Here is a 23,660-nt window from a genome sequence, read left to right on the forward strand (position 1 = left end):
TCAGACAGAACTGCGATGGATATAATAGACCCTATCGGTGATATGTTCAGAAATGAAGACTTGTTCCGCACAATGAAACTCAGCGGTGAGCAGATTAAGGAAAAAAGACTTAAGCTTACGAGACCTATTCTTGAACGTATCCATCATAAGGTGGTCATGATGATGCAGGATACCAAACTCATGGCAAACGAACTGATGAGAAAGGCTGTGAACTATACGATAAACCAGTGGAAATCCCTGAAAAATATCCTCAAGGACGGTTCTGCGGAAATATCGAACAACCTCTGTGAGCAAAGGATGAAACCTGTAAAGCTGCTGCTCAAGAACTGTATGAACATAGGCAGTGAGGATGCAGCAGGAAACTCGGCATTCATCTTTTCTCTGATAGAAAGCTGCAAGCTTAATGATATAGCCCCTCAGGATTACCTGAAGCACTTGTTTGAATGTATTCTTCATGGTAAGGACTGCGACAAGAAGGTCCTTCTGCCATGTTTTTATAAATCGGAATGTTAAAACTAAACTATTTTCTTGCGGACATTTTTATTTTATCGGCTGAAAAACAGCCGATAAAATTGTCGTGGCGGAAAATAGAATGGTTACCCTTTCAATTGCAAAATCAATAGTATTCTTACATCTTCTACTAACTTCATCAGCATAGTTTTCTCTACTGTTTATGTGGGCATTTATGGTGTCGTTTACAGCATTTACAATCGTTTCCTTTATCAATGAATTTAATTCTTGATTGTTCTCTGATTGCTGGGGCTGTTGAATATTCAAATGCTGAATATCTGTCCGTATGGCCTTTATTTCATCTTTAAGTTCATTATATATGGATAGGAGAGCTGCTCCTTCAATTTCTTTCTTGATCATCTTCTTCTACTTCTAATATGTTCACGATTTTTCCTTTTTCTTTCATCATCATCCAACTGGTTACTGTTTCCTCCACCACCTCCTGAAGAAATTACTGCATTAGGCTGAAGGAGTAAATCTGCAACAGCATTTATGATTGAATTATCAGTAGGAGAGGTAACATCATTTTCATATATTTCCTCATGTTCTGTTAGTGTGACTGTATCCTTTTCTTGCTCCTGGATTTTGTCTTGCTGGGTATTTCCTAAGCTGTCCGATGTATCCAGACTGTTCTCATATTTGTTTAGCATATTAGATATTTTAAAATAACTCAGACTACGGTCTATCCTGGAACCGCTGAATGTATATTCGCCACGTGAAAAGACTATACCACATGGCTTACCTTTGCTGTCTGTTCTTATGGTAAAATGAATTTTGTCTCTGCTCAGTTTCTTTTGAAACTCGTTCCAATTATTACTTTTTTCTAAAGCCTTGCGTATGGCAAACATCATTTCATACTTATGCTTGTCTTTGCCACGAAGCCTATTATACTTGACATTCTCTTTACCTTTCGGCATATACAGGCCATATTTTATTGTCAGTTCCCTGCATACTTTGTTGTTTCTTATGCGGTCATTGCTGTCGCTTATGGTTTTCCCGTCATTGTCCACACGGTTTATCACAAGATGTATATGAGGATGTTCTCTGTCGTAATGCCTTACAACAATATATTGTGTGTTTTTGATATTCATCTTTTCCATATATTCCCCGGCAATCTTTACCATAAGGTCGTCAGTCAGTTTCCCCGAATCCTGATTCGAAAAGCTCAATGATATATGATAGACCGGAGTCCTGATTCTTGTATTTAAACTTGCCTGACAACTGAAACTTTCAGCTATATGCTGTTTGCTGTCTGAACGTACTCCTTCGGTAGCAAGTAGCTTGGATTTATTGTTGCCTTTCATCGTATAATTTACAATCTTACCGAAGTCATTCCTTTTCATAATCTTTCCCATCATGCCTTTATCAGTTTAATGATTTTGTCTATTTCATCAGCCAGTTCAGATACGGATTCTGACACTGAAGCATATCCGAAAGTATTTGCATTTTTAGCAAGCTGGTTTAGGTTGTTTGCCATGCCTGAAAGACTCCTTATCAGTTTTACATCTTCAGGTGTAAGGCGTGCTGTTATGTTTCCGTTTATGGCCGTATTTCTTATATACTCACCTAATGTAACACCGGCTGTCATGGCCTTACCGTTTATGATATGCCTCTCCAATACGGTACATTTGAATGATAATATCTCTGTACGTTTTTCCATCTTGTCCAGTGGAGGTCTGCCACCGATAGCCTTATTTTTGTTGTTGTTTTTTTGTTCCATTCTGTTGATTATTTTTTTTCGGTTTATAATTGATTTCTGTTAGGTACTTCTCGGATGGATTCAGAGGTTTTGGTATTACCAAAACATAAACTTGCCAACCGAAAAAACTACATTCCTTTTGTCATTCCGTTTTTTCCTGAATATTGTTGGATATGGGTAACGTAGTTTTATTGAGTACCGAAACCTGACAGCTCCAGGTCGAAAGTCTCGATCAAAAGTTTTAAGGCAGGATTCTTTCTTGTCATGGATTGGAGAACGGCTTCACCTGATTTTACCCTTATAAGATAGTCGGCAATGTCGTATCCGTTCACCCTTTCAACATCATTTGCATTTTCTTCAAGATACTCGGAAATCTCAGTACGGATGTTTCTTTTTCTCATCTGCATACACTTTTCTTTCCATTCCTGTGTCATTCCGATATCAGGGAACAGAACAATATTCCGGCCTTTTAGTACGTCAAAATTCTGCTCGTTAAAGCATCCGTTTTTACCGCCCGTTGCAAGCCAGATATATTCCGGTATATAGAATGAAGCAATGATAGCGGTCTTTTCGCTTTCCACTATGGCAACGGGTTTTCTGCTGTTGTATAATAGATGTTCTCCAAAGTAGCATTGTTGTAAGTGGAATTCCGGTATATCAAGCTCTGTATGTACCCATGAAACATGGGCATATGGTTCTTTTATACGTTTTCCTGTCTCTGCATTATACTGCATGATTTTCCCGGTTCTTATTTTTCCGGATATGTCTGTTTGCCAGAATACCGTAGCATTTTCCCATTTCCTGGCGGTACCTACATGGTAAGTCTTCATCAGACGCAGTGCTGACTCATATCCCAGATGATTGGCAAGATACAGAAACAGGTTATTCTGTTCATAGCATTTCATTGTCTGCTGCATAATTTCATCTGGTATAAAAGATGTGTCGGTAAGCCGCCGTACAGGAGGGAGTCTTGGATGACATACAACAGGGTTCTTGTCTTTTACAACAGGGAATGATTTATTGTACTCTTTACATTCCGGATGTTCATCAAAATACATTGCAGGAGTATAGTGATAACCACAATTATTGATTCTGTTACATTTTCCTACATATTCGGGAAAGGAGATAGCCCCTTGGGTATCGATATAACGGGTGAACTCACGATGCTTTCCGCACGAGGGGCAGGTGTATCTGTTCCTCTGGTGCCTGTTGTACGGCTCCAATATAAATCTGAAGTTTTCCATAATTTTCTGTTTTTAGTGATTGACAAAGTGACAAAGTGATAAAGTCAGCCTTAGTTTGTCACTTTATCACTTTGTCATTGTGCTTTTTTATAATTTCCATATTCGTGATAAAGGTAAGTTCCTGTTGCTTTTTTCAGGAAACGGTCATACGTGCTGGTACTCCAGTTCATTGAGACGGCTACTTCCAATCCTTCAGAACGTGTAAACTTATCCGGCAGCTTTTCCAACAGTTCTGCCTGCTTGGGAGTGAGCATCACACCTTCAATCATGGAGCATATCTGCAGGGCAGTATTTTTAAAATAGGATACCAGACGTATGGATTTCAGTACACTGTCAAGATCGATGCAGTTTTTATCACCTTCATTACATACCCATTTGCACAGTTGTATAATCAGACAGAATCTATGAATGTAAGTCTCAAATTTGCTGTATATACTGCGTCTTTTATCCGATTCCTCCATGTTCAACATATCTGCCCATTGATGCTGCCATTCCATAATCTTTCGTCTGGCTCCAGGTTCATATTCCAGTCTTGTAGGATTTATGTTTCCGTGCTCATCATGTTCTATTTTCATCCTGATGAACGATTGCATAATCGTGTTCCATTCATTGAAATGGCTCATGTCAATATCATCATCTTTCCAGTATAGCTTATCCTGAATTTCAGGTATGGCAAAAAGAATACGGTCAAGGAAACCATTATTGCTTTTACTTCCTTTGAATGTATCGATAAGTATTTCCGGCTGGATTGTACCTATCACATTGGAAAACGGAGAGTCAATCATGATATTGTTTGTATTCATTTTGCGGTCGGAAATATACATGTACCCATTGAACAGTGAAATGTAGAACTGTTCTTCCGAACCTTTGTTATAGCGTGTGAAATTATTGATCCATCCTTGCAGTTCATCCATGTAAAGACAAATGCCGCGCGGATTCTCTGATATAGACTTTGCCATAGCTTCCTGTGTGATATCAGAAACCAGAAATCTGGTGCGCACAGGTTCCTTGGGAAACATATCAAATCCCTGTTCCAGACGTTCCTTTTTACTCAAGCTCATTATTGATTCATACTTTCTGTACTCTTCGTTATATATTTCCTTCTGCTCCTTATCAAATCTGAACAGAGGTTCGAAGGCCGTTTTCAGAGGATGGCTTTTATTAGCACCCGGCCTTCCGACGAGAGCCATATATATGATACACTTGATATCCCATCCCGTTTTGAAATGAAGGATATGTGTATTGCCTATACAAGTGGAAATGGCTGTCATCATGCTGCACGCAGTGTAGTCGATAGGAAATGCCAGGTACTCATACATATTCAGAATGATGTTTCTTATCTTATTGGGGAAAACATCAATAGGAAATGAAGAGTCGTTCATTTTGCCTATCATGCTGACAGCATCATTTATTATACCACTTGGAGTTATTCTACTTTCTCCCATACCTGTTAATCACGGTTTAATACCCTGAAAGACTCAATATGTGCTTCATCAGAGAGTTCATTAATACATTTCTTCTTGTGCATCTTCATCCATTCGAGAATCTCAGACCGGTAGAAATGGAGTGTATTGCCCTGCTTAGAATGAGGAATACTGTTTTGACAAGTATACCGGTAAATGGTACTCACGCTTTTCTTTATAAGAGAACTTACTTCTTCGATGGATATCTCATCATCTTCCACCGATATGTTATTTTTAGAATTCTGAGCCTGTTCCTCCATCATTTTTATGAGGTGCTCTACAGCCTGCGGCAAGTTATCATGTGTAACTTTGCCAAAAACATTGTTTTCGTTTTTCATCATTTGTAAAAATTTGATTTCTCTGCAAAAGAATGGCAAATGATGGATAAAAAAGCATGTCCTCATGAATTCCTCATGCGGTCCTCATGCTTTCCTCAAACTTTTAACAACTACAATGTAATATACTGTAATTCTGCGTGTTTATACTATGATTTATATGTATCCGGCTGACATAAAAAAGATTCCCATAAAACTTTAAATTCAGTTTTACAGGAATCTTCAGTAATAAGGATTTTATTTGTTTCTACTGGATTTCTTTCAGATATTCGCTGAAGAAATTGCTTTTTTTCATATTTATGGCCTCAATACGGGAATTGGTTGCCAATCTTGTACTGTTCTTGAATAATACATTGGCAGTGCAGAAAGAAGCTGATATGAACTTCTGGCACCCATTGAAGAAATCGGTTTTCTTTAGGTCTGTTCTACAATAGTGGCACATTATATAGAGGTTATGAATGAAAGCTCCCAAGTCAGTCTTTGACATTCTGTAGATTTCAGAAATCGGGTATTGTATATCTTCCTCTATTGGCATACCTGTAATTTGAGCAAAGGCATACTTTTTAAAGTATTCAATCTCATAAGGCTTGAGACAATCGTCCAATTCCGTACTGATATAATTATAAATAAAGGAAAACAGTTTGCATAATCTTGTAGATCTGTCATCGGCCGGATTATCATTGCCGTTATTCTCTATTGCATCCAGATAATACTGTAATGGTTTCTGGTCATTTACAAGAAGTTCCTCTATCTTTTCGATTTGCTGTTGATGGCGGTTTTCCTGTTCTTTAAGTCGTACCATCAGCTCTTCGGCTACACTTTCATTGCCTACCTCATTTTTGTATTCTTCCAGCAGTTTTTTCTTGCACCGGTATAGATGTCCGTTTGTCTTGTTATATATCCTCAGATTGACATAGGTAAGTTCTTTATGTAACCATTCCTGATCATCCTTATGCTCATTCAGCACAAGAATGTATTTGTCCAGTTCACTTTGAATCTTCATATCGGAGATTTTCCGCACTATCATAATAATTATCGCTATAAGGCTGATAGCGGCCAAAGAGTAGGAGACAACCGAGAGTATGGGACTGTATTTATACACCTTTGCTCCTGAACAGATAACACCAACGACTAATAGCAGAAGTACTGCTATTAGCCAGATATAACCGATATGCAACTTTTTTGCATATCGGAATGGATTGATTTTAGAAATTGCCTTTTTCATATTGTTCCGTGTTTTGACTGATTGTATTAATGCTTAATCGTTTTGCAGCTTGTTCCTTTAATGGGTTCACGACTTTGGTATATCGCATTGTGGTACTTTCCTGTTTATGTCCGAGTACATTCTTGATAGTAATAATATCTGTACCGAGGGCCAGTGACAGGGTAGCGTATGTATGACGTGTACAATGGAAGTGCAAGTCTTTCTTTATACCTATGCTTTTGAACCATCTTTTCATCGGATAGGTCAGCATATATGTGGTAAGTCCGTTAAATACGAGTCCTTCACCACGTGGGCCGATAACTTCCATGAGATCGTCCCCAATAGGAACGTTTGCCATGTTCTTAGTTTTCTGCATACGTTTGAATACACACCATCCGCCTTTGGGCAATTCTTTGATGTCCTCCCATTTCAAGGCAAGTATGTCACTTCTTCTGAAGCCTGTTATACAGGCGAAAATGATAGCCTTTCGCAATACCGGAATAGGGCATTCATTATTTATGATCAGTCCTAATTCATGTTCTGTCAGATAATTGATTTCTGTTTCCTCTTCCGGAATCCTGTCAAGAAAATCATTAATATTCTCTTTGAGCATTCGTTTCTTATAGGCCTCTTTCAACATTCCTCTGAATGTAGAAAAATATCCGGCAGCCGAGTTCTGTTTCAGCTTTTTACTGTCGTCTCTCAGCTTGGCAGTATTCAGCAGATAGGAACGGAATCTCTGGCAGAGAGCGACATTGATATCTGCAAAAGTACATTTGTTGTTTGTGAAGGCAGCAAAGTGCTGATACACATAAATCCACTTCTTATTGTGCTTGAGTGATTCATTTTTGAAATAATCAAGAAAATCTGTTTTCTCAACAATCTTATCGTAAAAATCGAATTTCTCGTTTATTATCTGCTCCAGTACTCTCAGACGGAATATTTCCATCTTCTGCATAATACTTTTTACATGTTCACGTTCCGCAAATGATTTGGGCTTTTCCGGAAGATGTACATTGAGAAAATAGCGGCGTGTTGTTCTGTTAGTTCCAGGAATGAGAATAGGAGGGTAGAAGTCAAGATATAATGAAACTCTTCCCTTACTTATTTTCTTTTTTCTAAGATATACTTTTGAAATCATGATAATTCGGATCTGATAGGTGATACATTAGCGTTGTTTGTCATAGATTGCCGTTTACTCATGTGCGGCTATGGCAGGCTCATTAACATTATTTATGGCAATGTTTCCTGTACCAAACACCTTTCTGAGTCCTTCAATGCTTATAATGACATTCTTTCCCTTTGTCTTCTTGGGAATGTTGTACCATTTGCATCTGTTGTAGATAGTGTCACGATCTACATTGAACAATGCACAAGCTTCGGGGACGGTTATATATCCGTCCTCTCCAATCCGGGCATTTTTGATTTCATCAACATGTTTCTTGGAATACAAGGTAGTATTCCCGGTCTTTTCCTTTTTCTTGGGAATTTTATACCTTGAGGTAAAGCTGTGTACGGCCTTTACCGTCATCTTGTAGATTTTCTGGATCTGTTCGATTGTGTACCACTCCGTTATTTCTTCAGCCTCCTTATATCCCAACTTCCTGAAATAGCGGTCAATATGTTCCATACTGAACAGCCTCTTTCCTGAAAGAGTGGCTGAAGGAATGTTGTTTTCTTTAGCAATCACATAAAGTCTGCTATAAGAAATCTGGTACTTTTCTTCTATCTCTTTTGCAGAGTAGAAATCAGTAATTGTTTTTGTAGACTTAATAGGTCTCTCTTGCATTGTTTTTACGCTTTTTAAATTCATCATAACCATTTCAACCTCTTTGCGTTTAACAATAATTCTACTACCAATTTGTGAAAAAGGAATTTCATAAATCCGCATGTAAGTATAAATACTTTTTCTGCTTACCCCCAGATAAATGGCGAGTTGTTTCAGGCTGATAAATTCTCTCGCCTGTATAACTTCCAGTTCATCTACAGCCAGACGGATTCTTTTCTTCTTTTCCTCTTTCACTTCTTTTGTGACTGCATTATAGCGGTCACTTCTAATTAACTCCTTGTAATACTTGTCGTTACAAGCCTTACAACAGAAACGTGTCTTGCAGGTCTTTGCTATGAAAGTTTTCCCGCAAAATTCACAGATTCTTTCAATTCTTACCTTGTTACCCATATTTTACTCTCCAAAACTCGCTGCGAAATAGTGTGTAAAGGTGTGTAATGATGTGTAAATACCTTTTGTACTTCGCACACGTTGTTAGTGAAAAATTACTCTAATGAGTCAACAGGTACTTTCGGGGTACAAAAATATGCAAAACCGTGAAAATAAACAATGTTAGCGTAGATTGCTAACATTGTTTAATATATTGATTATTAGACTTTTATTTGTTATTGTTTGCTGGCGTTTTTCATCGTTTTTCAGTCCTTATTTCCCGATGCAAAATGTTCTTTATTTGATGTAATCTATTGGTTTATAAGATGTTTGTAGTTGTGAACGTGAGTGAGAGCAACAAATTAGCAACAAATTTGTAAAAGCACATCTTTTTTTGTGTTGTTCTCAGGTCTCAAAGATACGGATTTTGTTGCTCTCCGCAAAATCATTAATCAAGGTTGGTTTATTCCCGATAACGTGTGTCATAAAGTCGCCCGTTATCTCTGCAAGAAAGAAGATGACTTCACGAAAACAGGGTGTCCGTAACCCGTGAACACCCTGCCTTGCTATCTGAAAGTTATTTTCATCGAATTTTCTGTATGTGCCGCCTAAATCTTTTATCGGTGTAAATTATCGTTGCCGGAATCATCGGGGCACATAGAACGCCATTCGGCGTTGGCTGACTTCTTGATGTTATTTCCGTATGTGTCTTTATTTGATAAATTCAGAAGCAACCCATAAATCTATTTCTTTATCCCAATCAACTTTTACTCGAATTTTATATTTGCCAAATTTAGCCTCAATCAATTTACAATCATTTGTTGGCTTTATTATAAAAACCTTTTCTGATAATATCATTTCTTTCAATCTGCTTTCGTCTTTTCTATTGCATACCTTGTTTAATTCTGCAAAATCATCTTCACTGACAGCGGAAAGACATTCTTGAGCCACATAGACCTTATCTCCAATATTGGGAAGTTTCTTGCCGTTCCCACAAGAAAGGAACAGCCCCATAGATATAATTGATAAAATAATTAACTTCATAATAAATATTTGTTTGCTGCCTCAATCAAAGTGTCGGCATAGTTATAAATGTCATTGATTGAATTTAACTTATACATCTTCTCGCTTTTGTTTTCATCAATGATTGCAAGCCGTTTTCTTGTAGGAGGGTCAAAATAAAAGCGGCAGACGGTCTTCCGAACATTATTGTCTATGGAAACCCCGAAATAAGAACGTGTGTCTTTATAAGTGATTCGTTCAACCGGGAAAACGTTTCTCAGAAGTGATTTCACGATATAGAACGCTTCCAGTTCTTCCGCTGTGGTTACAATGCCGTTGTCGGGTTGTTCTTCATCTGTCGGCTGTTGAACTGTTGTGATGTTATGTTCTGCTGGTTGTTCTTCGTCTTTTATGGCGGCTTTCAATCGGTCTGATATTATATCGCTAACATAGTTGTTGATTGTGCGTTTTACAAGCGTTGAGAACTGTTCAAGCACTTTAGGGGTAAATACCCCATCATATACTTGTTTCCCGAAGAACCGAACAAAATCAGGGGATGGGTTCGTGAACTCTTTCCCGATGACGGTTCTCAGTTCCCCCATATATTTAAGTTCACTCGCTGAACTCAAAATCATATCAACATCAAAATACGATTTGTGGAACTTTTTCAACTCTTCTATTTGCGTGTCTTTCAGGTCAAGCATATTGATTTCCAAAAACGGCTTTTCATCCATAATATTAGGTTCTGAAAGGTCTGTGTAGAATCTATATGTTATACCGTTTGTCAGGACACCGAATTTAGCCTTTGAGACGTTGAAGTAACGCAACAGTTGATTGTCATGCAGGTTCAGGTCTTGCTCCCAATGTTTGCATTCAATAAGTATTATCGGCTCGCCGTCTCTCATTATGGCGTAGTCAATTTTCTCGCCTTTCTTTGTGCCGATGTCACAACACATTTCAGGCAACACCTCCAAAGGGTTGAAGACATCATAACCCAATGCGTTTATAAAAGGCATAATCAAAGCTGTCTTTGTCGCTTCTTCTGTCGGAAGATTGGCTTTGAGGGTATCAATGCGCTCCGAGATTTGTTTAATTGAATCTTTGAAATCCATATATCTGTTATTTAACGGTTCTCTTTATAGTGGTTGCCGTTGTTCACAGATACACACAAAAAACGTGGGCATTCCTCGTAGGTCAGAGGCATCGCCAAACGCCCGAAATCTCACAAGGAAATGCCCACGTATATGACGTGGGCATCTACCATTGCTTTTGAGATTTCTGAATATTGGCGATTTTCTGACCTCAACGGCAATAGCAAACGCTATTTATCTTTTTCAAATGTCGGTTCAAAGATAATCATAATTGCCAAAATTCCGATATAATTTCCGATTTTATTTCTTTATAAGATAATCAGATAAGCCATTTTACAAGGGATAAAATCTTTTTCCTGTAAATAATCACAAGAATGAAAAGAATGACCCAAAAGCCGTAAATCTGTGTTTTCTGCCACCAAGTAAGGTCTCGGGGAACTTTCACGATTTCCGTCTCTGTTACGGTCTTTTTCTTATAAATAACGCTGTCTTTGCGTTCAACGGGCTTTTCAAACTCTACTGGTTTTTTCTGCGGCTTAGTCTTCAAGTTATGGTATAAAGTTCCGTCAGGGTTTATCCGTGCGTCAGACGTTGCGTAATCGTTTTCAAGATGCGATGTACTATCGGCTGTTTCACGTTCTGACGTTTGTGCCGGTATTTCAATAAAGACAGTATCGGGTACGTATTCAATACGGGTTTCAACCCTAATACCAACGCTGTCTTGTTGATGAACGTTTTCAGAAAGGCGGCGGCTTGAAGCACAGCCGCCTATAATGAATGTCAATAGTAAGAGCAAGGGAAGATGTTTCATTTTTCAGATTGTCTTTAAGTAGTTGATAATACCTTTGACATGAAGACAGACAATCGTTTCTTTTCCCGCTTCTGACAGAAGAAACGCCACGTCTTCTTTATTGTCTTGAAAAAGGTTTTCAGTCAGAACGGTGGGGCATTTTGTGTGTTTCAAGATATACAAATGCCCCTCTTTGTCGGGGTCTCCGTCCGTTGTGTCCTTTCTAATTTTGAAGTCTGTTTCCTCTGCCGCCTTATACAGACAGTCTGCCATTTTATCGGCGGCTGTCTGACCGACAGAAGTCCACGCTTCCCATCCACGTGCGTTCATCCATTGAGAACCGTTTCCCGCTGCATTACAATGAATAGAAACGAGAATGACGTTCTTCGTTCCTATTCTGTCACAAATGGAATTTACACGCCGACACCGTTCGGATAGGCTGATGTCGTTTTCTTCTGTGACGATACGTTCAGCGTCAAAGCCTCGTTTCTTCAACTCTGATACAACTTTTTCGGCGATTTCTCTTGTGTATTTGTACTCTCTCAAAGAGCCGTCAGGGGAACGCTTGCCCGCCGTGTCAACCCCGTGACCGTTGTCAATTAGAATTTTCATACTCGTTCTTATTTATATTCGGGTAATAGGTATTGAATATTCATCGCACATCGGTGCATAATCTCTCTCGCTTCATCTTCTGATACATGAATCGGGCGTGTAAACTCACAGAAAATAGAACCGACCCAATCATACTTGTTATCATTTAAACGCTTTACCACAGCCGCCTCGCATCCGTAACTTGATAGGATTGATTTTGCGTATTTGTCTTGAACCTGTGTGTCTATATCCGTGATATACATAAACATGTTTTTAACCATATCAGAACTGAATTTAGCCACGTCTGCGATACGAAGATTTTGTACATGTGGTTTCATTGGCTCAACACCTTTACGCTTTACTTCATAATAGATTGATAACAGACTTTCATTGCCCAACGGGTGGGGCTGAACAATATAAACTCTGTCAGCGTCAAGTTCGTAAAGAATGTTCCATAATTCCCCGTAAACGATAGAAGAATTATCGGCTCGGCGAATGCTTTTGATTTCTTCATCCTTTCTGAACTTCTCAATTTTTAAGTCCGTGAGCTTGTTTTTCGTGTACTGATTATAAGCAAACCATGCGGCGATGATTGTGCCTATTGCGCTGATAATAGCTGGTAAATATTCCATAAGTCTTTGATTTTTATTTGCAAATATATATAAAATGATTATAATGTAATCACTTTTAGAGTTGTTTAATTGTAATCTCTTTTAATTCTGTCTATTGATTACTCTCGCTGTATAGGTCAGGGGATAACCGCCTTTGCTGCCACCTTTACTTGAATCATATATAAGTAACACCGTGAGACTGTCACCTGCTCCCATTGCCAAACTATCCCAATGATCGTTGTCCCAATGTACCAGATTGGGATATTCAGACGTATTCCACGGATAGGTGTTATCACTACTTTCCTTGCTGTTTCTTCCGTATATATCAAAAGTCTTTGAATCAAGGTCTGCGATAATTGTGAATTCCACACAGAACTTAGTGCTGCTTCCTATACTAAGAGCGTCCCTTACCTCTGAAAGTTTCGGCAGAGTGATGCCTGAATTATCCACGCTGCTATAAATTACCCATCGGTTATTATCTTTAAGATTTGAATAACCACTATAAATAGTATTGGCACTTGTCAGATTATATTTGCTGTATTTGTAACCTCCTATCCATCCGTCCAAATTCCCGTTTCCGCTTCCTAAAAAAGCATGGTTATAACGCCCGTTTTTTGCGGAGAACAAAGTTGCTATGTTCCTGTTCAATCCCCACCAATCGGACGTGTCCTCATTCTCAAATCTTGCTACGGCTCTCAATCCTGATGATGTCGGCAGCACGTTTCCTCCGATACCCGCAAAACATTTATGTGCGTCATTACGGAATATCACATACGCATCATTGTTAAACGGGGTATTTGTAAGCCCGTTTCCGCTGACACTGAACCCGGCTATCTTTGAACTCCCGGTAACTGTCAGGTGTTCCGCAACAAGTTCGGTCACTTTGACCAATTTGGCAAGCAAAGCCGCCGTGACAATAAGTTCAGCATTAATCAATGTCGTGTTGATTTTACCTCCTACAATGATGGTTTCATTAGCGGCGGCTTTCTTTTCCAAGTCAGCGAAATTTGTATATCCCAAGTCTTTCGCTATGGCGTTCTTTGCGCTCTCAACGGCGGCGTTGGCGGTGTTGAGAACCGAATCTGAATACCCCTTCAGCGTGTCTTGAATAGCTTTATTGGCGGCTTCTACGGCTGTGTTAAAGTCGGCATACGCACTGTTGAAAGTGGCATATTTGTTATCAACATTGTTTTTTTCGGTTACAGTGGTTCTACCATCGGCGATAGCGGAATTGATTGCGCTGATAAGGTTTTCAATACTGCCCATAAGCGTAACCTTGGCATTCAGAAGCCCGGTTTTTGCCGTTCCCGTAAGATAGGCGTTTGTGTACAGTTTGTTATACGCAGCTTCCACGGCGGCTTTCGTGTTGTTCACTGTGTTGATGTACTTCTCAATCGCTTTCGCTTCCGCTTCCGTAATAATGCCGTCGGCGAACGCACCGTCCACATAGTCGTTTAAATCTCCAACGGCGGTATTGGCGTTCTTTGCGCTCTCAACGGCGGCGTTGGCGGTGTTGAGAACCGAATCTGAATACCCCTTCAGCGTGTCTTGAATAGCTTTATTGGCGGCTTCTACGGCTGTGTTAAAGTCGGCATACGCACTGTTGAAAGTGGCATATTTGTTATCAACATTGTTTTTTTCGGTTACAGTGGTTCTACCATCGGCGATAGCGGAATTGATTGCGCTGATAAGGTTTTCAATACTGCCCATAAGCGTAACCTTGGCATTCAGAAGCCCGGTTTTTGCCGTTCCCGTAAGATAGGCGTTTGTGTACAGTTTGTTATACGCAGCTTCCACGGCGGCTTTCGTGTTGTTCACTGTGTTGATGTACTTCTCAATCGCTTTCGCTTCCGCTTCCGTAATAATGCCGTCGGCGAACGCACCGTCCACATAGTCGTTTAAATCTCCAACGGCGGTATTGGCGTTCTTTGCGCTCTCAACGGCGGCGTTGGCGGTGTTCTGAGCCTGAGTTATCAAACCGTTCACGGCTTCCCATTCATCAAGTTCATATAAGCCCGATGAACCTGATTTGAACTTTATTTGCCCGGATATGATACCTTTCAATAAATCAAAATAAGTGTTCCCGTCTGTGGAAACAATCTTGTCTGTCGTGATACGCCCCGGAAGGATTTCTGTAAAACCGTACAGAGTGACAAAACTCCGTTCTTCATTGTATTCAGAGTTCAGGACACCGACAAGAAGATGATAGAAACCTGAAACACCCTCTAATTTGATTGCGTTTTCAGACAGAATGAAAACACCTGTTTGTGCCGTCTTTGAAACTTTGGCATATAAATAATACTTCTTCTTCCCGTCATCAAGCACTGCGCTTGTGTAGGCTGTCATATCCCAAAATTTGTATTCCGAAACCTTGTGTGATGCACTGACCGTATTGATGCCGAGGGTCATGTGTTGTATGATACCCGCTTCCGCTGTCAGTTGCTTCGTCTCATTGTCATAGACTATTCTGTGCGTAACCGGGACGGGGCTTGTCTTTGAGTTCACAAAACGGAATTGAAGACTTTCATCGCCTACAAGCATTGACATCGTTTGAACGGCAATCGGGTTGATTGAGTTCGTGAAGTTATCGAGCAGGGCTTCTTCCAACATGCTGATTGTTTCCTTTGCATCCCTGAACCGTCTTTTTGTGAATTGAATAGCGTCACGGTGTAGGTCATCAACGATGACTTCCTCACTTTTCAGGTCATTCAATGTTGATGAAACACTGCCGCTTACCGTTGTGTTTGAAAGTTCAATCACGGGGCTATGTGGTTTGTTGATATAATCTTTTATCCCCGTTATACGCACGAGAACACCGTCTTTCTGAAACTGATCGTCAGAGAAACGGATATATCCTCCGAGTTTGATGCGCCCCCCGATGTTTACCCAATCTTTTTTCGACCATATCCCGTCAAGTTCCCCCGTGAAAGTGAATTTCAGGTCTTCATTATCAAACAGGTGTTTTACAGCCGCCCGGAACATATCCCATGATGCGCCTGTTTTCGTGGCGTTATCACAAATGTAAGCCGTGGGAAGCATACATTTGAATACGGCATATTTATCGCCCGATTTAGGGGCGAATGTGGTATTTGGCATGGTTTGCCCGTCTATGTCTGCGGGAACAATCTCAAAACGGCGTGCCGCCTTTCCTTTAACGGCATTATGATAATATTTAACCTCAAACTCCCGTCCGGCAAGCATACCCGTCTGAAAAACAACGGTCATAGTTTCCCCCTCTATCAAGCATTCTTCATAATTCAGTGAAGACGGGATTGACGTGTCAACAATGTCATAAAAGTTGTTTTTCTCATCAACAACTACAACCGTGTTGACCGTACCGACACGTTTCGGGTAAATCTCAGAACAGTCAAGACTATCTTCGGCGAGTGATGACAGTTGTTTGTCATCACGGCGTATTGAAAGCCCTGCTTCATCAACGACATAACGGCGGGCGTTCTTGGCTATGAAGCCGTCTTCATCTTCAAAATGTTCGCCGTCATAAGCGAGTGTTTGGTTCTTGGGAAGAAGAAGCTCGGAAGAACCGTATTTTGACGGGTCTATATTGTCCGTACCGCCTTGAACGAACAAAATTTCCGTTGGCGGGTTGTCTCCCGTATTTGAACGTCCGACACCCGGCTTGAACCCGTTGCCACATCCATAAGACAGCGGGAGGGGGTTACTTTTGTTGTATTCAATCTTACGTAATGACACACGTTTTCCCGTAAACTCGTATTCTGTCTTGAACGTTGAAGCCATGCGGGTTAGAGCGTCAATACAAAAATCATGGTCATAGGCAATCAGGGTTTCAACACCGTCAATACATTCGCCAACCGTCCATCCTTTGTCACGGCGGTTCATATTGTCAACAAACATTTGAAGATGTTCATGCGGCTTTGCAGTCAACGAAAATTTCAAACGTCCGTCAACCGGGTTTCTGAATTTCCAAACTTTTGCGTTTGCTTCGGGCGGGTCAAAAAGCACCGTGTATTCAAACAGTCTTTTATGTTTCATCTTGAAATTCTCCGGGCGTTTGAGCGTGAACGTTTCGCCTTGAAACTCACAGTAAGAGCCTACTGGGATTTCAACGTGTTCAGGGAGCGAATAGTACAACGTTAAACTATGGTCTCCCATGACAGCCCTATTACGATAACTGTTATCGTCAACCTCGATTTCAAGAACCTTGTTCCCGACATTATTGTAAATTATCATATTTCTAAACTTTGAGTTATTTTTCCCGAATTTCCCCGTGGTTGAACTTTCTTTTTAAAATAGTATGATTATATTGTAATCACTTTTTAGGCGTTCTACGGGGCTAAAAAAGGCTTTTTTAAGAATAATAATTCTTCCCGTCACATCTTATGCTTGAATAACGTGACGGGAAGAGGTTTTTACAAGTTACAGAATACCGTATTCAAGACAATCTGCATCCACTTGTGCTTTCAGGGTGGCACGCTCGGAAAGATAGGCTTTGTATGCCTCAATCTTTGCCTTGGCTTCCTCACTTGACTTCGCGCCTCCAATCATACCGAGGTTCGCTGCGTTGAACTCATTCACAAGTTTTTGTTCCCGGTTGTTGTCCCACTTCTCCGTGATAACTGTTTCAGTTATCTTGTTTGAAGAAAGCGGAGCCCACACGGTAACTTCTTCACATTTCCATTGTTCCTGAACTGGGGCTTCATCATCAGAAGCGAGTTCGCTTGGTTCAACGGTGGCGGGTTTTTCAACTTTCTGAATGTTGAAGCGGTAAACGTAACTTCCGTTTCCGACAGCCTCCAATTTGGTCGGCTGATTGTCATAAAATGCTATCATAATAACACGGTTTAATGATTGTTTTTAATAAATGTTTGCTATCACTATGTTTCGCCCAACCGAGCCACGGGGCGACAGCCTGCTTATAAGCCTTTGCGTCAAGCGGAGGTTTGCGGCGGTTCAGCCGTGCTGTGGCGTGGCAAAAATTCTTCTTAATGTTCTTTCGGATAAGTTTCTGTTCACGGAAGAACATATAACCGACATAATCAAGCGCACGCCCGTTTCTATCATAACGGTTCTTTGCGATAGGAAATATCTGATAATTTCCCTTTATTTTCAGCCTCAGTTCTTCTTCAAGTATTCTTTTTATCTCTTTGAACGCTTCCCGCAATTGTTCTTTTGATGTGGCGAAAAATGTGATGTCATCAGCGTATTCGGCTGCGTCAAGTTTCAATACTTCATTCACACGGTGCATGAAATAGCACAAGAACAGGTTTGCGAGATATTGTGAGAGATAGTTCCCGATTGGAAGACCTTGTGCGCTGTCTATGATTTCGTCAAGAAGCCATAAAAGGTCTTTGTCCTTTATCTTCCTGCGCACAATCTTTTTCAAGGTTTCATGGTCTATGGAGGGATAATATTTTGTTATGTCAATTTTGAGACAGTACATGGGCTTTCCTCTGTATTTCTCAATGATTTTATCTATATGACGGGCACATCCCTCAATCCCACGCCCTTTAACGCATGAAAATGTATTGTGCGTGAAAGTCCTGACCCATATCGGTTCAAGAACATTCATAATTGCGTGATGTACTATTCTGTCGGGATAGTACGGAAGACGGAAAATAAGCCTTTCCTTTGGTTCAAAAATCGTGAAGACATCATAAGGAGAGGTTTTGAACGTCTTTGTCAGCAAGGCTTCATGTAAGGCAAGAATATTCGCTTCACGGTTCTTGTCGTGAACCCTGACCCCGTATGTGTGCGTTTTACCCTTGCGAGCCTTTCTGTCAGCTTCCCGCAAGTTCTCAACGGAGATTATGGTCTTATATAAGTTTCCTATTCTTTTCATGCTTCTGCTTTGCTTTTCTTAGTCAGAGTTTTCGGTAGCCCATACAACAGGCGTTCCTACCAACACTTTTAGGAGGTTTGCTTGAATTTTTTTGCCAAGTGGCAAGGCTGTCATTCTTTTATTTTGTTTCATATTGTCAAAACCAATTTTAAAGCATAGGTGAGAACCGATGTTCGCATTCGTATTCGAGGGGGTGTTATTCGAATTCGCATAAGCGAGACCTGCATTCGCACTGTTATTCGCGTTACCGCCGAACAGGACACCACAAGAATGACCCACCTTTTTATTTTGTTATTTCATTGTTTTCTTATTCAAAATAATATCTGTTACCGTTACCCCTCAAAGTAACTTTTCGGGGAAACTTATTCATTTCTTTGATTTTCTTCAAAACATAAAGAATGTCGGATGAACCAGTGAAAAATTTCTTGGCATCTGATTCCAAACTGTCTTTTGATGGCTTGATTTTTACAAGCGTCTGACCTTTTACTCCTTTAGCCTTGCTGAATCTTGTCGGAACTTCTTCAATGAAATCAACCACCCAAAACGTGGTGTTTACGAGTTTTGATTGTGTCGTTTCATCACAATTGAAACTCCTGCTGTTTTCATCTCTCGGGATATTCAGGAAAGCGAGGCTTCCGTCATCTTCTTTTGGTATGTTGTTCATTTCTTCAATCATCGTTTTATACTGTTATTATTTGAACCCTGCCCCACAAAGAGGCAGGGAAAAGGTTATCACTCAAAGCGTGTTACGCTGACGTGGGTATAAAGCAAAGGCGAGAACCGATGTTCGCATTCGCAGCCGAGGGGGCGTTAGTCGAATGCGCACAAGCGAGACCCGCAGACGCACCGTTAGCCGCGCTACCGCCGAACAGGACACCACGTAACACTTCGCCTGAACTTGGTATGTTGGTATAGTGGTAATCACAGAAATAAGTCGTAGAACCGCCTCCGACAACATCAGGGATGATTTCGCCTCCCTCTCCGAAAATGACTGACTTCACATAAGACTCCGTGCGGGCTTCATTGCCGACATGGGAATAACCCGTATAATTGCTGTCATTGAACTTCTCGGGGTCATCTGTGACGAAAACCTTACTCAGCCCTCCTGCGGCGGCTGACTGTATTTGAATGTTGATACCGTCCGTCCACTGCCAAATATGCCCAAACGGGTTTTCAATACCACGATAACGGCACACTTTGACTTTCTTTGAAGAAGCGTCATATTCAGCGGGCATGGTGTATTCTTTTTCGCCTGTTCTGTTACCGAGTTCATCTGTATAGCCACAAGGGATAAAAGGATAATAACCGTTGAACGTGTTCCATTTGCCGCTGTCAAGTGTTGTAACCCCGTCTCCGAGACCGCCTTGTGCGTAGCCGTTGCTGTCTTTTGCGGCGTTGTACGCCTTTTGTGAGTTGAGTGTGGCGTATTCAACGGCAAACAGCCAATAAATGTCTTTCTGAATGTCGTATGTCATACAGTTCCATTCTTTTGTTGACAGCTTTCTTTTCCGGGCGTAGGCACGGAAGTTGGTACGTGAAATAGACGTTGCGGGTCTTCCAAGTACGGAACGGTATGTGTTGTCCCAATCTGACTGATTGCCACCGCCCCTGTAATCCGCACCGTCATTCACAACTGAACATAGTTTGGTTGTTGAACGCTGTACGGAAGCCTCATAAGCCGAAACGTATTTCTTCTTCACTTGATGATAGCCGGGCAGAGGGTATTCAGAGAACTTCACACGGCGTTTGTTACCCTCTGTTTCAAACTTGCGATAATACATCGGAAGTTCAACCATGACTTGCCCACGTGAGCCGTCACGGGTCTGACCCGTCCAATCCGATGGGTTGAGATATTCAACCACGTTCCCGTTGTCATCAAGAAGACAACCTTTCATGCGGTTGTGTACGGGCAGGGATTTATGAAGTGACATATTACCGATACGGGTAACGTCAGGGGATGATACCGTGACATCATATTCAATGCCGTACATACAGTTTTCTTCCATGTAGGGCAACATGGCTGCGAGAGCCGCTTTCTTGCTTTCCCCGTCTTCCAATACTTCACATAACAGTTTGAACGGGTTGTTGCCTGAAACGTCAGGCAGGTCACTCAATCGTTTTCCGTTTGTGAACGCTTCAATGATTTCCCTTACTTTGTTTTCTTCATCTGTTGATAGTGCCATAATTTAAAAGTTTTATTTGTTGAAAAATTATTTTAATTGAACCTGAATTTGCCATTTGCGGTTAGGCGCAAAGTTGATTTCGTGCAAAGCCTGACAGACTGCGGAACGACTTCAATATCAATGGTTCGATAAATGCTTGTGTTTTCTGTCGGAATGACGTGTATTTTGCTTATGCCGACACTGTTCACGGTCAGAAAACCGTCAGGGGCAACGGAAACCGCTTTGTCATCGCCCAAGAAAAGGACATTGTTACCCGTTCCCGCCGGGGATAGGGTAGCTATTACTCTCAGAATGTCTTTGTTCCCTTTTGTTATTTTTTTAGGAAACTCTAATGTCATTCCCGTTGGCTGTTTACGGTCTTTAGCCGTGATTGTCTGTTCCAATTCTTCCAAACGGGCGAGGGCGGCGTTCATTTCAGCCACACTTACCGTTGCTTCTGCCGCCGCTTCTCCTGCGGCTGACGCTTGTTGTTGAGCGTTTGTGGCAGCGGTATTGGCTTGCGTTATTGCGGCATTCACACGCCCAGCCGCCGTATCTGCCGCCACAGCTTTTTCGTTTGCCAATGCAGCCGCATCGTTGGCTTTTTTTGCGGCTTCTGTGGCTTTTGTGCCCCGTGCGAGGCATTTCCACCAAGCGGTTTCAGTGACGGCGTGTCCCTTGTTATTGTCTTGTAACGACAAATAGGAACTGTCTTCCGTGTCAACAAAGTCAAACCGCTTGTAAGTCTTTCCGGCGTTATAAGAACCTGCGTCCGTAAACGCCACTTTTCCTAAAGGTATCTTTGTCATATTCGTGTAACTTTAAGTTATCCAACATTCAAATAAAGTTCTCCCGTCTGTTCATCAAACTTGATAAGTTTGTCGCTTACTTCATCTTCAAATTCCATGTATAGAATCATGTCATCATCGTCTATGCTGAATGTCGGGTACAGCACGCCGCCTTTTGCGAGCACACCTGTATCGACATACTTTTTCTGAGCTTCATCCCATTTCCACCAATTTCCATTGTCTCCCATTTTGGGCGGGTTGTCAGCCTGCTCCTTTGCCCGGTCAGCTTGCGTGTCAGCGTTTCCCGCCGCCGTGTTTGCTTTCGTAGCCGCACTGTTGGCAGAGGAAGCGGCACTGTTGGCTGAGTTGGTGGCGGTCACGGCGGCTTCCTTTATCTCTTCTAAATCTTCACGGGCATTGTCCGCATTGGAAGCGGCGGTATTTGCCTTTGTTGCCGCATTGTTTGCGTTGGTTGTGGCGGTATTTGCTGCTGCGGTTGCCTTGTCAGCGTTTCCCGCCGCCGTGTTTGCTTTCGTAGCCGCACTGTTGGCAGAGGAAGCGGCACTGTTGGCTGAACCCGCTGCGGTGTTCGCACTATTGGCGGCTGTCTCGGCTTTTTTCGTTGCGGCTACGGCATTTTCATAGGCGGTCTGAATGTGTTCCAGACTGACCTTGACGCTCGTTTGAACCCCATTTATCAGCTTAACGCCGATAGTGTATAATCCTTTCAGATTGTCGGAAAGGGTTAATTCGCTGATTTTAATTCTTTTCAATCCCATAATGTCATATTATTTTTCGTAAGTCAATCGCAAACTCCCCGTCTTCTGTCACAACCAAATCCCGTGTTTCCGTGGCAAGCACAAATTCATCGTCTTCAAGCCTGAATGAAATGAAGCATACGGTAACGGTAAATTTGAGCCATATTTTATCAGAGGCGTAAAACTCGGACACGGAACAGCTTTTATAATGGCAGGGGTATTCATATCCCGTTTCATCAGAGTATAACAGCCGTTGTTCAGGACGCACAAGGTCATACAGCAGAGCGTTATAGTTGCGCCACAGTTCAGTCAGTGAGGCGGCTTTCATAAGGCAGTTTATCTTTACGTCCTTTGCCTTATAGGTCACTTTTTCCCCGTCATACAAAGCCCCGTTCAATTTGTTGATATTGCGCAGGAGGCTGGTCTTGACATTCGGCGATTTCTCTATTTCATTAAGCGTTCCCTCCAACACATGAACCCCATAAACAGAGAACGGCTTCCCGTCAAGTTCATAATAATCAGAACCGGGAACAGTGCTTTCAGGTTCTTTGTAGGTGTACCCGTCCAAAGGGAAATCATCGGCAAGCTTTATCGTGATGAAACCGAGATGCGTTGCCAAATCCGTGTTAGGGTTTGACACAAGACGAAGACGGTAAGTACGTCCTATCTCCCTGAAATCAAACGTATGATAGGCTTTGTCTGACAATCGTTCTATGAAGCCTCCCCAACGGTAATCCATGCCTGAGAGAACAATTTTTAAGGAAAATTCCTTCGTGTTCAAGGTAGGTTCTGACAAGTCAGGTTCTATGCCGTCTTCTTCCTGCCAGTCGTTGCTTGTGACCGCTTTCAGAGGCGGGAACGCCACAAGTTCGTTGTAGCCCCCCTCCTGAACATAGATGCCGTACTCTGTGAACGCATCCTTACCGTCTATGTAAAATCGTCCTGACATCATAATATTACCGCATTTCCTGACACGTTACGAATTTGTTGGCAACCCGTTGACCCCTTGACGGAAACAACCGCCCAGCCCGAGGCGTTGATGAACGCTTTAGCCCCGTGAAGAAGAAAAATTTCATGGCGTTCAAGCGTGTCACAGTTTATCGTTGCGTTTGTACGCCCGATAAGAACCGCTTTTCCCGGGTTTCTCAGCGTGATTATACCCGCATCAATGTAAACACCGTACTTCTCGGGGTTGAACGGCTTGAACAGCCTGAAAGTCGCTATATTCGGGAAACGGTGTTTGATACAGAACTCCATACCTTGTGGGCTTGTGAACAGCCGTATAAGGCTCTGTAAATCTTCCGTGCCTTTGAACATATCACACATACGGTATTTCTCTGCCATATTTGGCAGGGAACGGCTATCGCACTCCTGCCGGGCTTGCTCTTTGGCAACCCTCCATTGGGCGTAAACTTGTCTAATAATGTCTTCCATAC

24 protein-coding genes are annotated in these 23,660 nt (G+C 41.6%); 1 reads left to right on the top strand and 23 read right to left on the bottom strand.

Features of this window, described 5'->3' with window-relative positions; genetic code table 11:
* Window positions 1-513, top strand: a 513-nt coding sequence (locus BACCOP_RS00395) for an IS66 family transposase (RefSeq protein WP_007564936.1), incomplete at its 5' end; no start/stop codon positions are given.
* A 27-nt stretch (window positions 514-540) separates the two neighbouring features.
* Here BACCOP_RS00395 and BACCOP_RS20320 read toward each other — a convergent pair.
* From BACCOP_RS20320 to BACCOP_RS00515, 23 genes are all read right to left on the bottom strand, one after another.
* Window positions 541-870 carry a hypothetical protein gene (locus BACCOP_RS20320; RefSeq protein ID WP_007564939.1) on the bottom strand — a complete coding sequence of 110 codons (330 nt, stop codon included), beginning with the start codon at window positions 868-870 and terminating at the stop codon, window positions 541-543.
* Window positions 867-1,868 (bottom strand): relaxase/mobilization nuclease domain-containing protein, encoded by a 1,002-nt coding sequence (locus tag BACCOP_RS00405; RefSeq protein ID WP_007564941.1) that lies wholly within the window; start codon window positions 1,866-1,868, stop codon window positions 867-869. The genes BACCOP_RS20320 and BACCOP_RS00405 overlap by 4 nt, the downstream gene beginning before the upstream one ends.
* A complete protein-coding gene (locus BACCOP_RS00410; protein ID WP_007564943.1) occupies window positions 1,865-2,230 on the bottom strand; it encodes a plasmid mobilization protein in 366 nt (121 codons plus the stop codon). The genes BACCOP_RS00405 and BACCOP_RS00410 overlap by 4 nt, the downstream gene beginning before the upstream one ends.
* Before the next feature lie 167 nt (window positions 2,231-2,397).
* Window positions 2,398-3,453: a DUF6371 domain-containing protein gene (locus BACCOP_RS00415; RefSeq protein WP_040311662.1), complete on the bottom strand. Its 1,056-nt coding sequence runs from the start codon at window positions 3,451-3,453 to the stop codon at window positions 2,398-2,400.
* Window positions 3,454-3,527: 74 nt separating this feature from the next.
* Entirely contained in the window at window positions 3,528-4,898 is a 1,371-nt protein-coding gene (locus BACCOP_RS00420) for a DUF3987 domain-containing protein (protein WP_007564948.1), read from the bottom strand.
* A 5-nt stretch (window positions 4,899-4,903) separates the two neighbouring features.
* Window positions 4,904-5,257, bottom strand: coding sequence for a helix-turn-helix domain-containing protein (locus tag BACCOP_RS00425; RefSeq protein WP_007564950.1), 354 nt, complete (start codon window positions 5,255-5,257; stop codon window positions 4,904-4,906).
* A 241-nt stretch (window positions 5,258-5,498) separates the two neighbouring features.
* Window positions 5,499-6,476, bottom strand: coding sequence for a hypothetical protein (locus BACCOP_RS00430; RefSeq protein WP_007564951.1), 978 nt, complete (start codon window positions 6,474-6,476; stop codon window positions 5,499-5,501).
* A complete protein-coding gene (locus BACCOP_RS00435; RefSeq protein ID WP_007564953.1) occupies window positions 6,457-7,596 on the bottom strand; it encodes a site-specific integrase in 1,140 nt (379 codons plus the stop codon). Before BACCOP_RS00435 ends, BACCOP_RS00430 begins: the two co-directional genes overlap by 20 nt.
* Before the next feature lie 54 nt (window positions 7,597-7,650).
* Complete coding sequence (locus BACCOP_RS19145) at window positions 7,651-8,634, bottom strand: helix-turn-helix domain-containing protein (protein ID WP_007564955.1); 984 nt, start codon at window positions 8,632-8,634, stop codon at window positions 7,651-7,653.
* A 690-nt stretch (window positions 8,635-9,324) separates the two neighbouring features.
* Window positions 9,325-9,657 carry a hypothetical protein gene (locus BACCOP_RS00445; RefSeq protein ID WP_007564956.1) on the bottom strand — a complete coding sequence of 111 codons (333 nt, stop codon included), beginning with the start codon at window positions 9,655-9,657 and terminating at the stop codon, window positions 9,325-9,327.
* Window positions 9,654-10,727 carry a type I restriction endonuclease gene (locus BACCOP_RS00450; protein ID WP_007564958.1) on the bottom strand — a complete coding sequence of 358 codons (1,074 nt, stop codon included), beginning with the start codon at window positions 10,725-10,727 and terminating at the stop codon, window positions 9,654-9,656. Before BACCOP_RS00450 ends, BACCOP_RS00445 begins: the two co-directional genes overlap by 4 nt.
* A gap of 298 nt (window positions 10,728-11,025) precedes the next feature.
* A complete protein-coding gene (locus BACCOP_RS00455) occupies window positions 11,026-11,517 on the bottom strand; it encodes a hypothetical protein (protein WP_007564963.1) in 492 nt (163 codons plus the stop codon).
* 3 nt (window positions 11,518-11,520) lie between these two features.
* Complete coding sequence (locus tag BACCOP_RS00460; protein ID WP_007564965.1) at window positions 11,521-12,108, bottom strand: N-acetylmuramoyl-L-alanine amidase; 588 nt, start codon at window positions 12,106-12,108, stop codon at window positions 11,521-11,523.
* Between the two features lie 8 nt (window positions 12,109-12,116).
* Window positions 12,117-12,719 carry a hypothetical protein gene (locus tag BACCOP_RS00465; protein WP_007564967.1) on the bottom strand — a complete coding sequence of 201 codons (603 nt, stop codon included), beginning with the start codon at window positions 12,717-12,719 and terminating at the stop codon, window positions 12,117-12,119.
* Window positions 12,720-12,800: 81 nt separating this feature from the next.
* The gene (locus tag BACCOP_RS19150) at window positions 12,801-16,907 is read right to left on the bottom strand and encodes an autotransporter outer membrane beta-barrel domain-containing protein (RefSeq protein ID WP_007564969.1); all 4,107 of its coding nucleotides are present in this window, start codon (window positions 16,905-16,907) and stop codon (window positions 12,801-12,803) included.
* 186 nt (window positions 16,908-17,093) lie between these two features.
* Window positions 17,094-17,507, bottom strand: a complete 414-nt coding sequence (locus BACCOP_RS00475) for a hypothetical protein (RefSeq protein ID WP_007564971.1) — start codon at window positions 17,505-17,507, stop codon at window positions 17,094-17,096.
* Window positions 17,491-18,516 carry an RNA-directed DNA polymerase gene (locus tag BACCOP_RS00480; protein ID WP_007564973.1) on the bottom strand — a complete coding sequence of 342 codons (1,026 nt, stop codon included), beginning with the start codon at window positions 18,514-18,516 and terminating at the stop codon, window positions 17,491-17,493. The genes BACCOP_RS00475 and BACCOP_RS00480 overlap by 17 nt, the downstream gene beginning before the upstream one ends.
* A gap of 307 nt (window positions 18,517-18,823) precedes the next feature.
* Window positions 18,824-19,192 (bottom strand): hypothetical protein, encoded by a 369-nt coding sequence (locus BACCOP_RS00490; protein WP_007564976.1) that lies wholly within the window; start codon window positions 19,190-19,192, stop codon window positions 18,824-18,826.
* A 70-nt stretch (window positions 19,193-19,262) separates the two neighbouring features.
* Window positions 19,263-20,699 (bottom strand): hypothetical protein, encoded by a 1,437-nt coding sequence (locus tag BACCOP_RS00495; RefSeq protein WP_007564978.1) that lies wholly within the window; start codon window positions 20,697-20,699, stop codon window positions 19,263-19,265.
* Window positions 20,700-20,731: 32 nt separating this feature from the next.
* A complete protein-coding gene (locus tag BACCOP_RS00500; protein ID WP_007564980.1) occupies window positions 20,732-21,487 on the bottom strand; it encodes a hypothetical protein in 756 nt (251 codons plus the stop codon).
* 17 nt (window positions 21,488-21,504) lie between these two features.
* Complete coding sequence (locus BACCOP_RS00505) at window positions 21,505-22,245, bottom strand: hypothetical protein (protein WP_007564982.1); 741 nt, start codon at window positions 22,243-22,245, stop codon at window positions 21,505-21,507.
* A 4-nt stretch (window positions 22,246-22,249) separates the two neighbouring features.
* Window positions 22,250-23,176 carry a hypothetical protein gene (locus BACCOP_RS00510; protein ID WP_007564984.1) on the bottom strand — a complete coding sequence of 309 codons (927 nt, stop codon included), beginning with the start codon at window positions 23,174-23,176 and terminating at the stop codon, window positions 22,250-22,252.
* Window positions 23,173-23,658, bottom strand: a complete 486-nt coding sequence (locus BACCOP_RS00515; protein ID WP_007564986.1) for a hypothetical protein — start codon at window positions 23,656-23,658, stop codon at window positions 23,173-23,175. Before BACCOP_RS00515 ends, BACCOP_RS00510 begins: the two co-directional genes overlap by 4 nt.
* Between the last annotated feature and the right edge of the window lie 2 nt (window positions 23,659-23,660).

The sequence above is a fragment of the Phocaeicola coprocola DSM 17136 genome (genome assembly GCF_000154845.1).
GTDB lineage: Bacteria > Bacteroidota > Bacteroidia > Bacteroidales > Bacteroidaceae > Phocaeicola > Phocaeicola coprocola.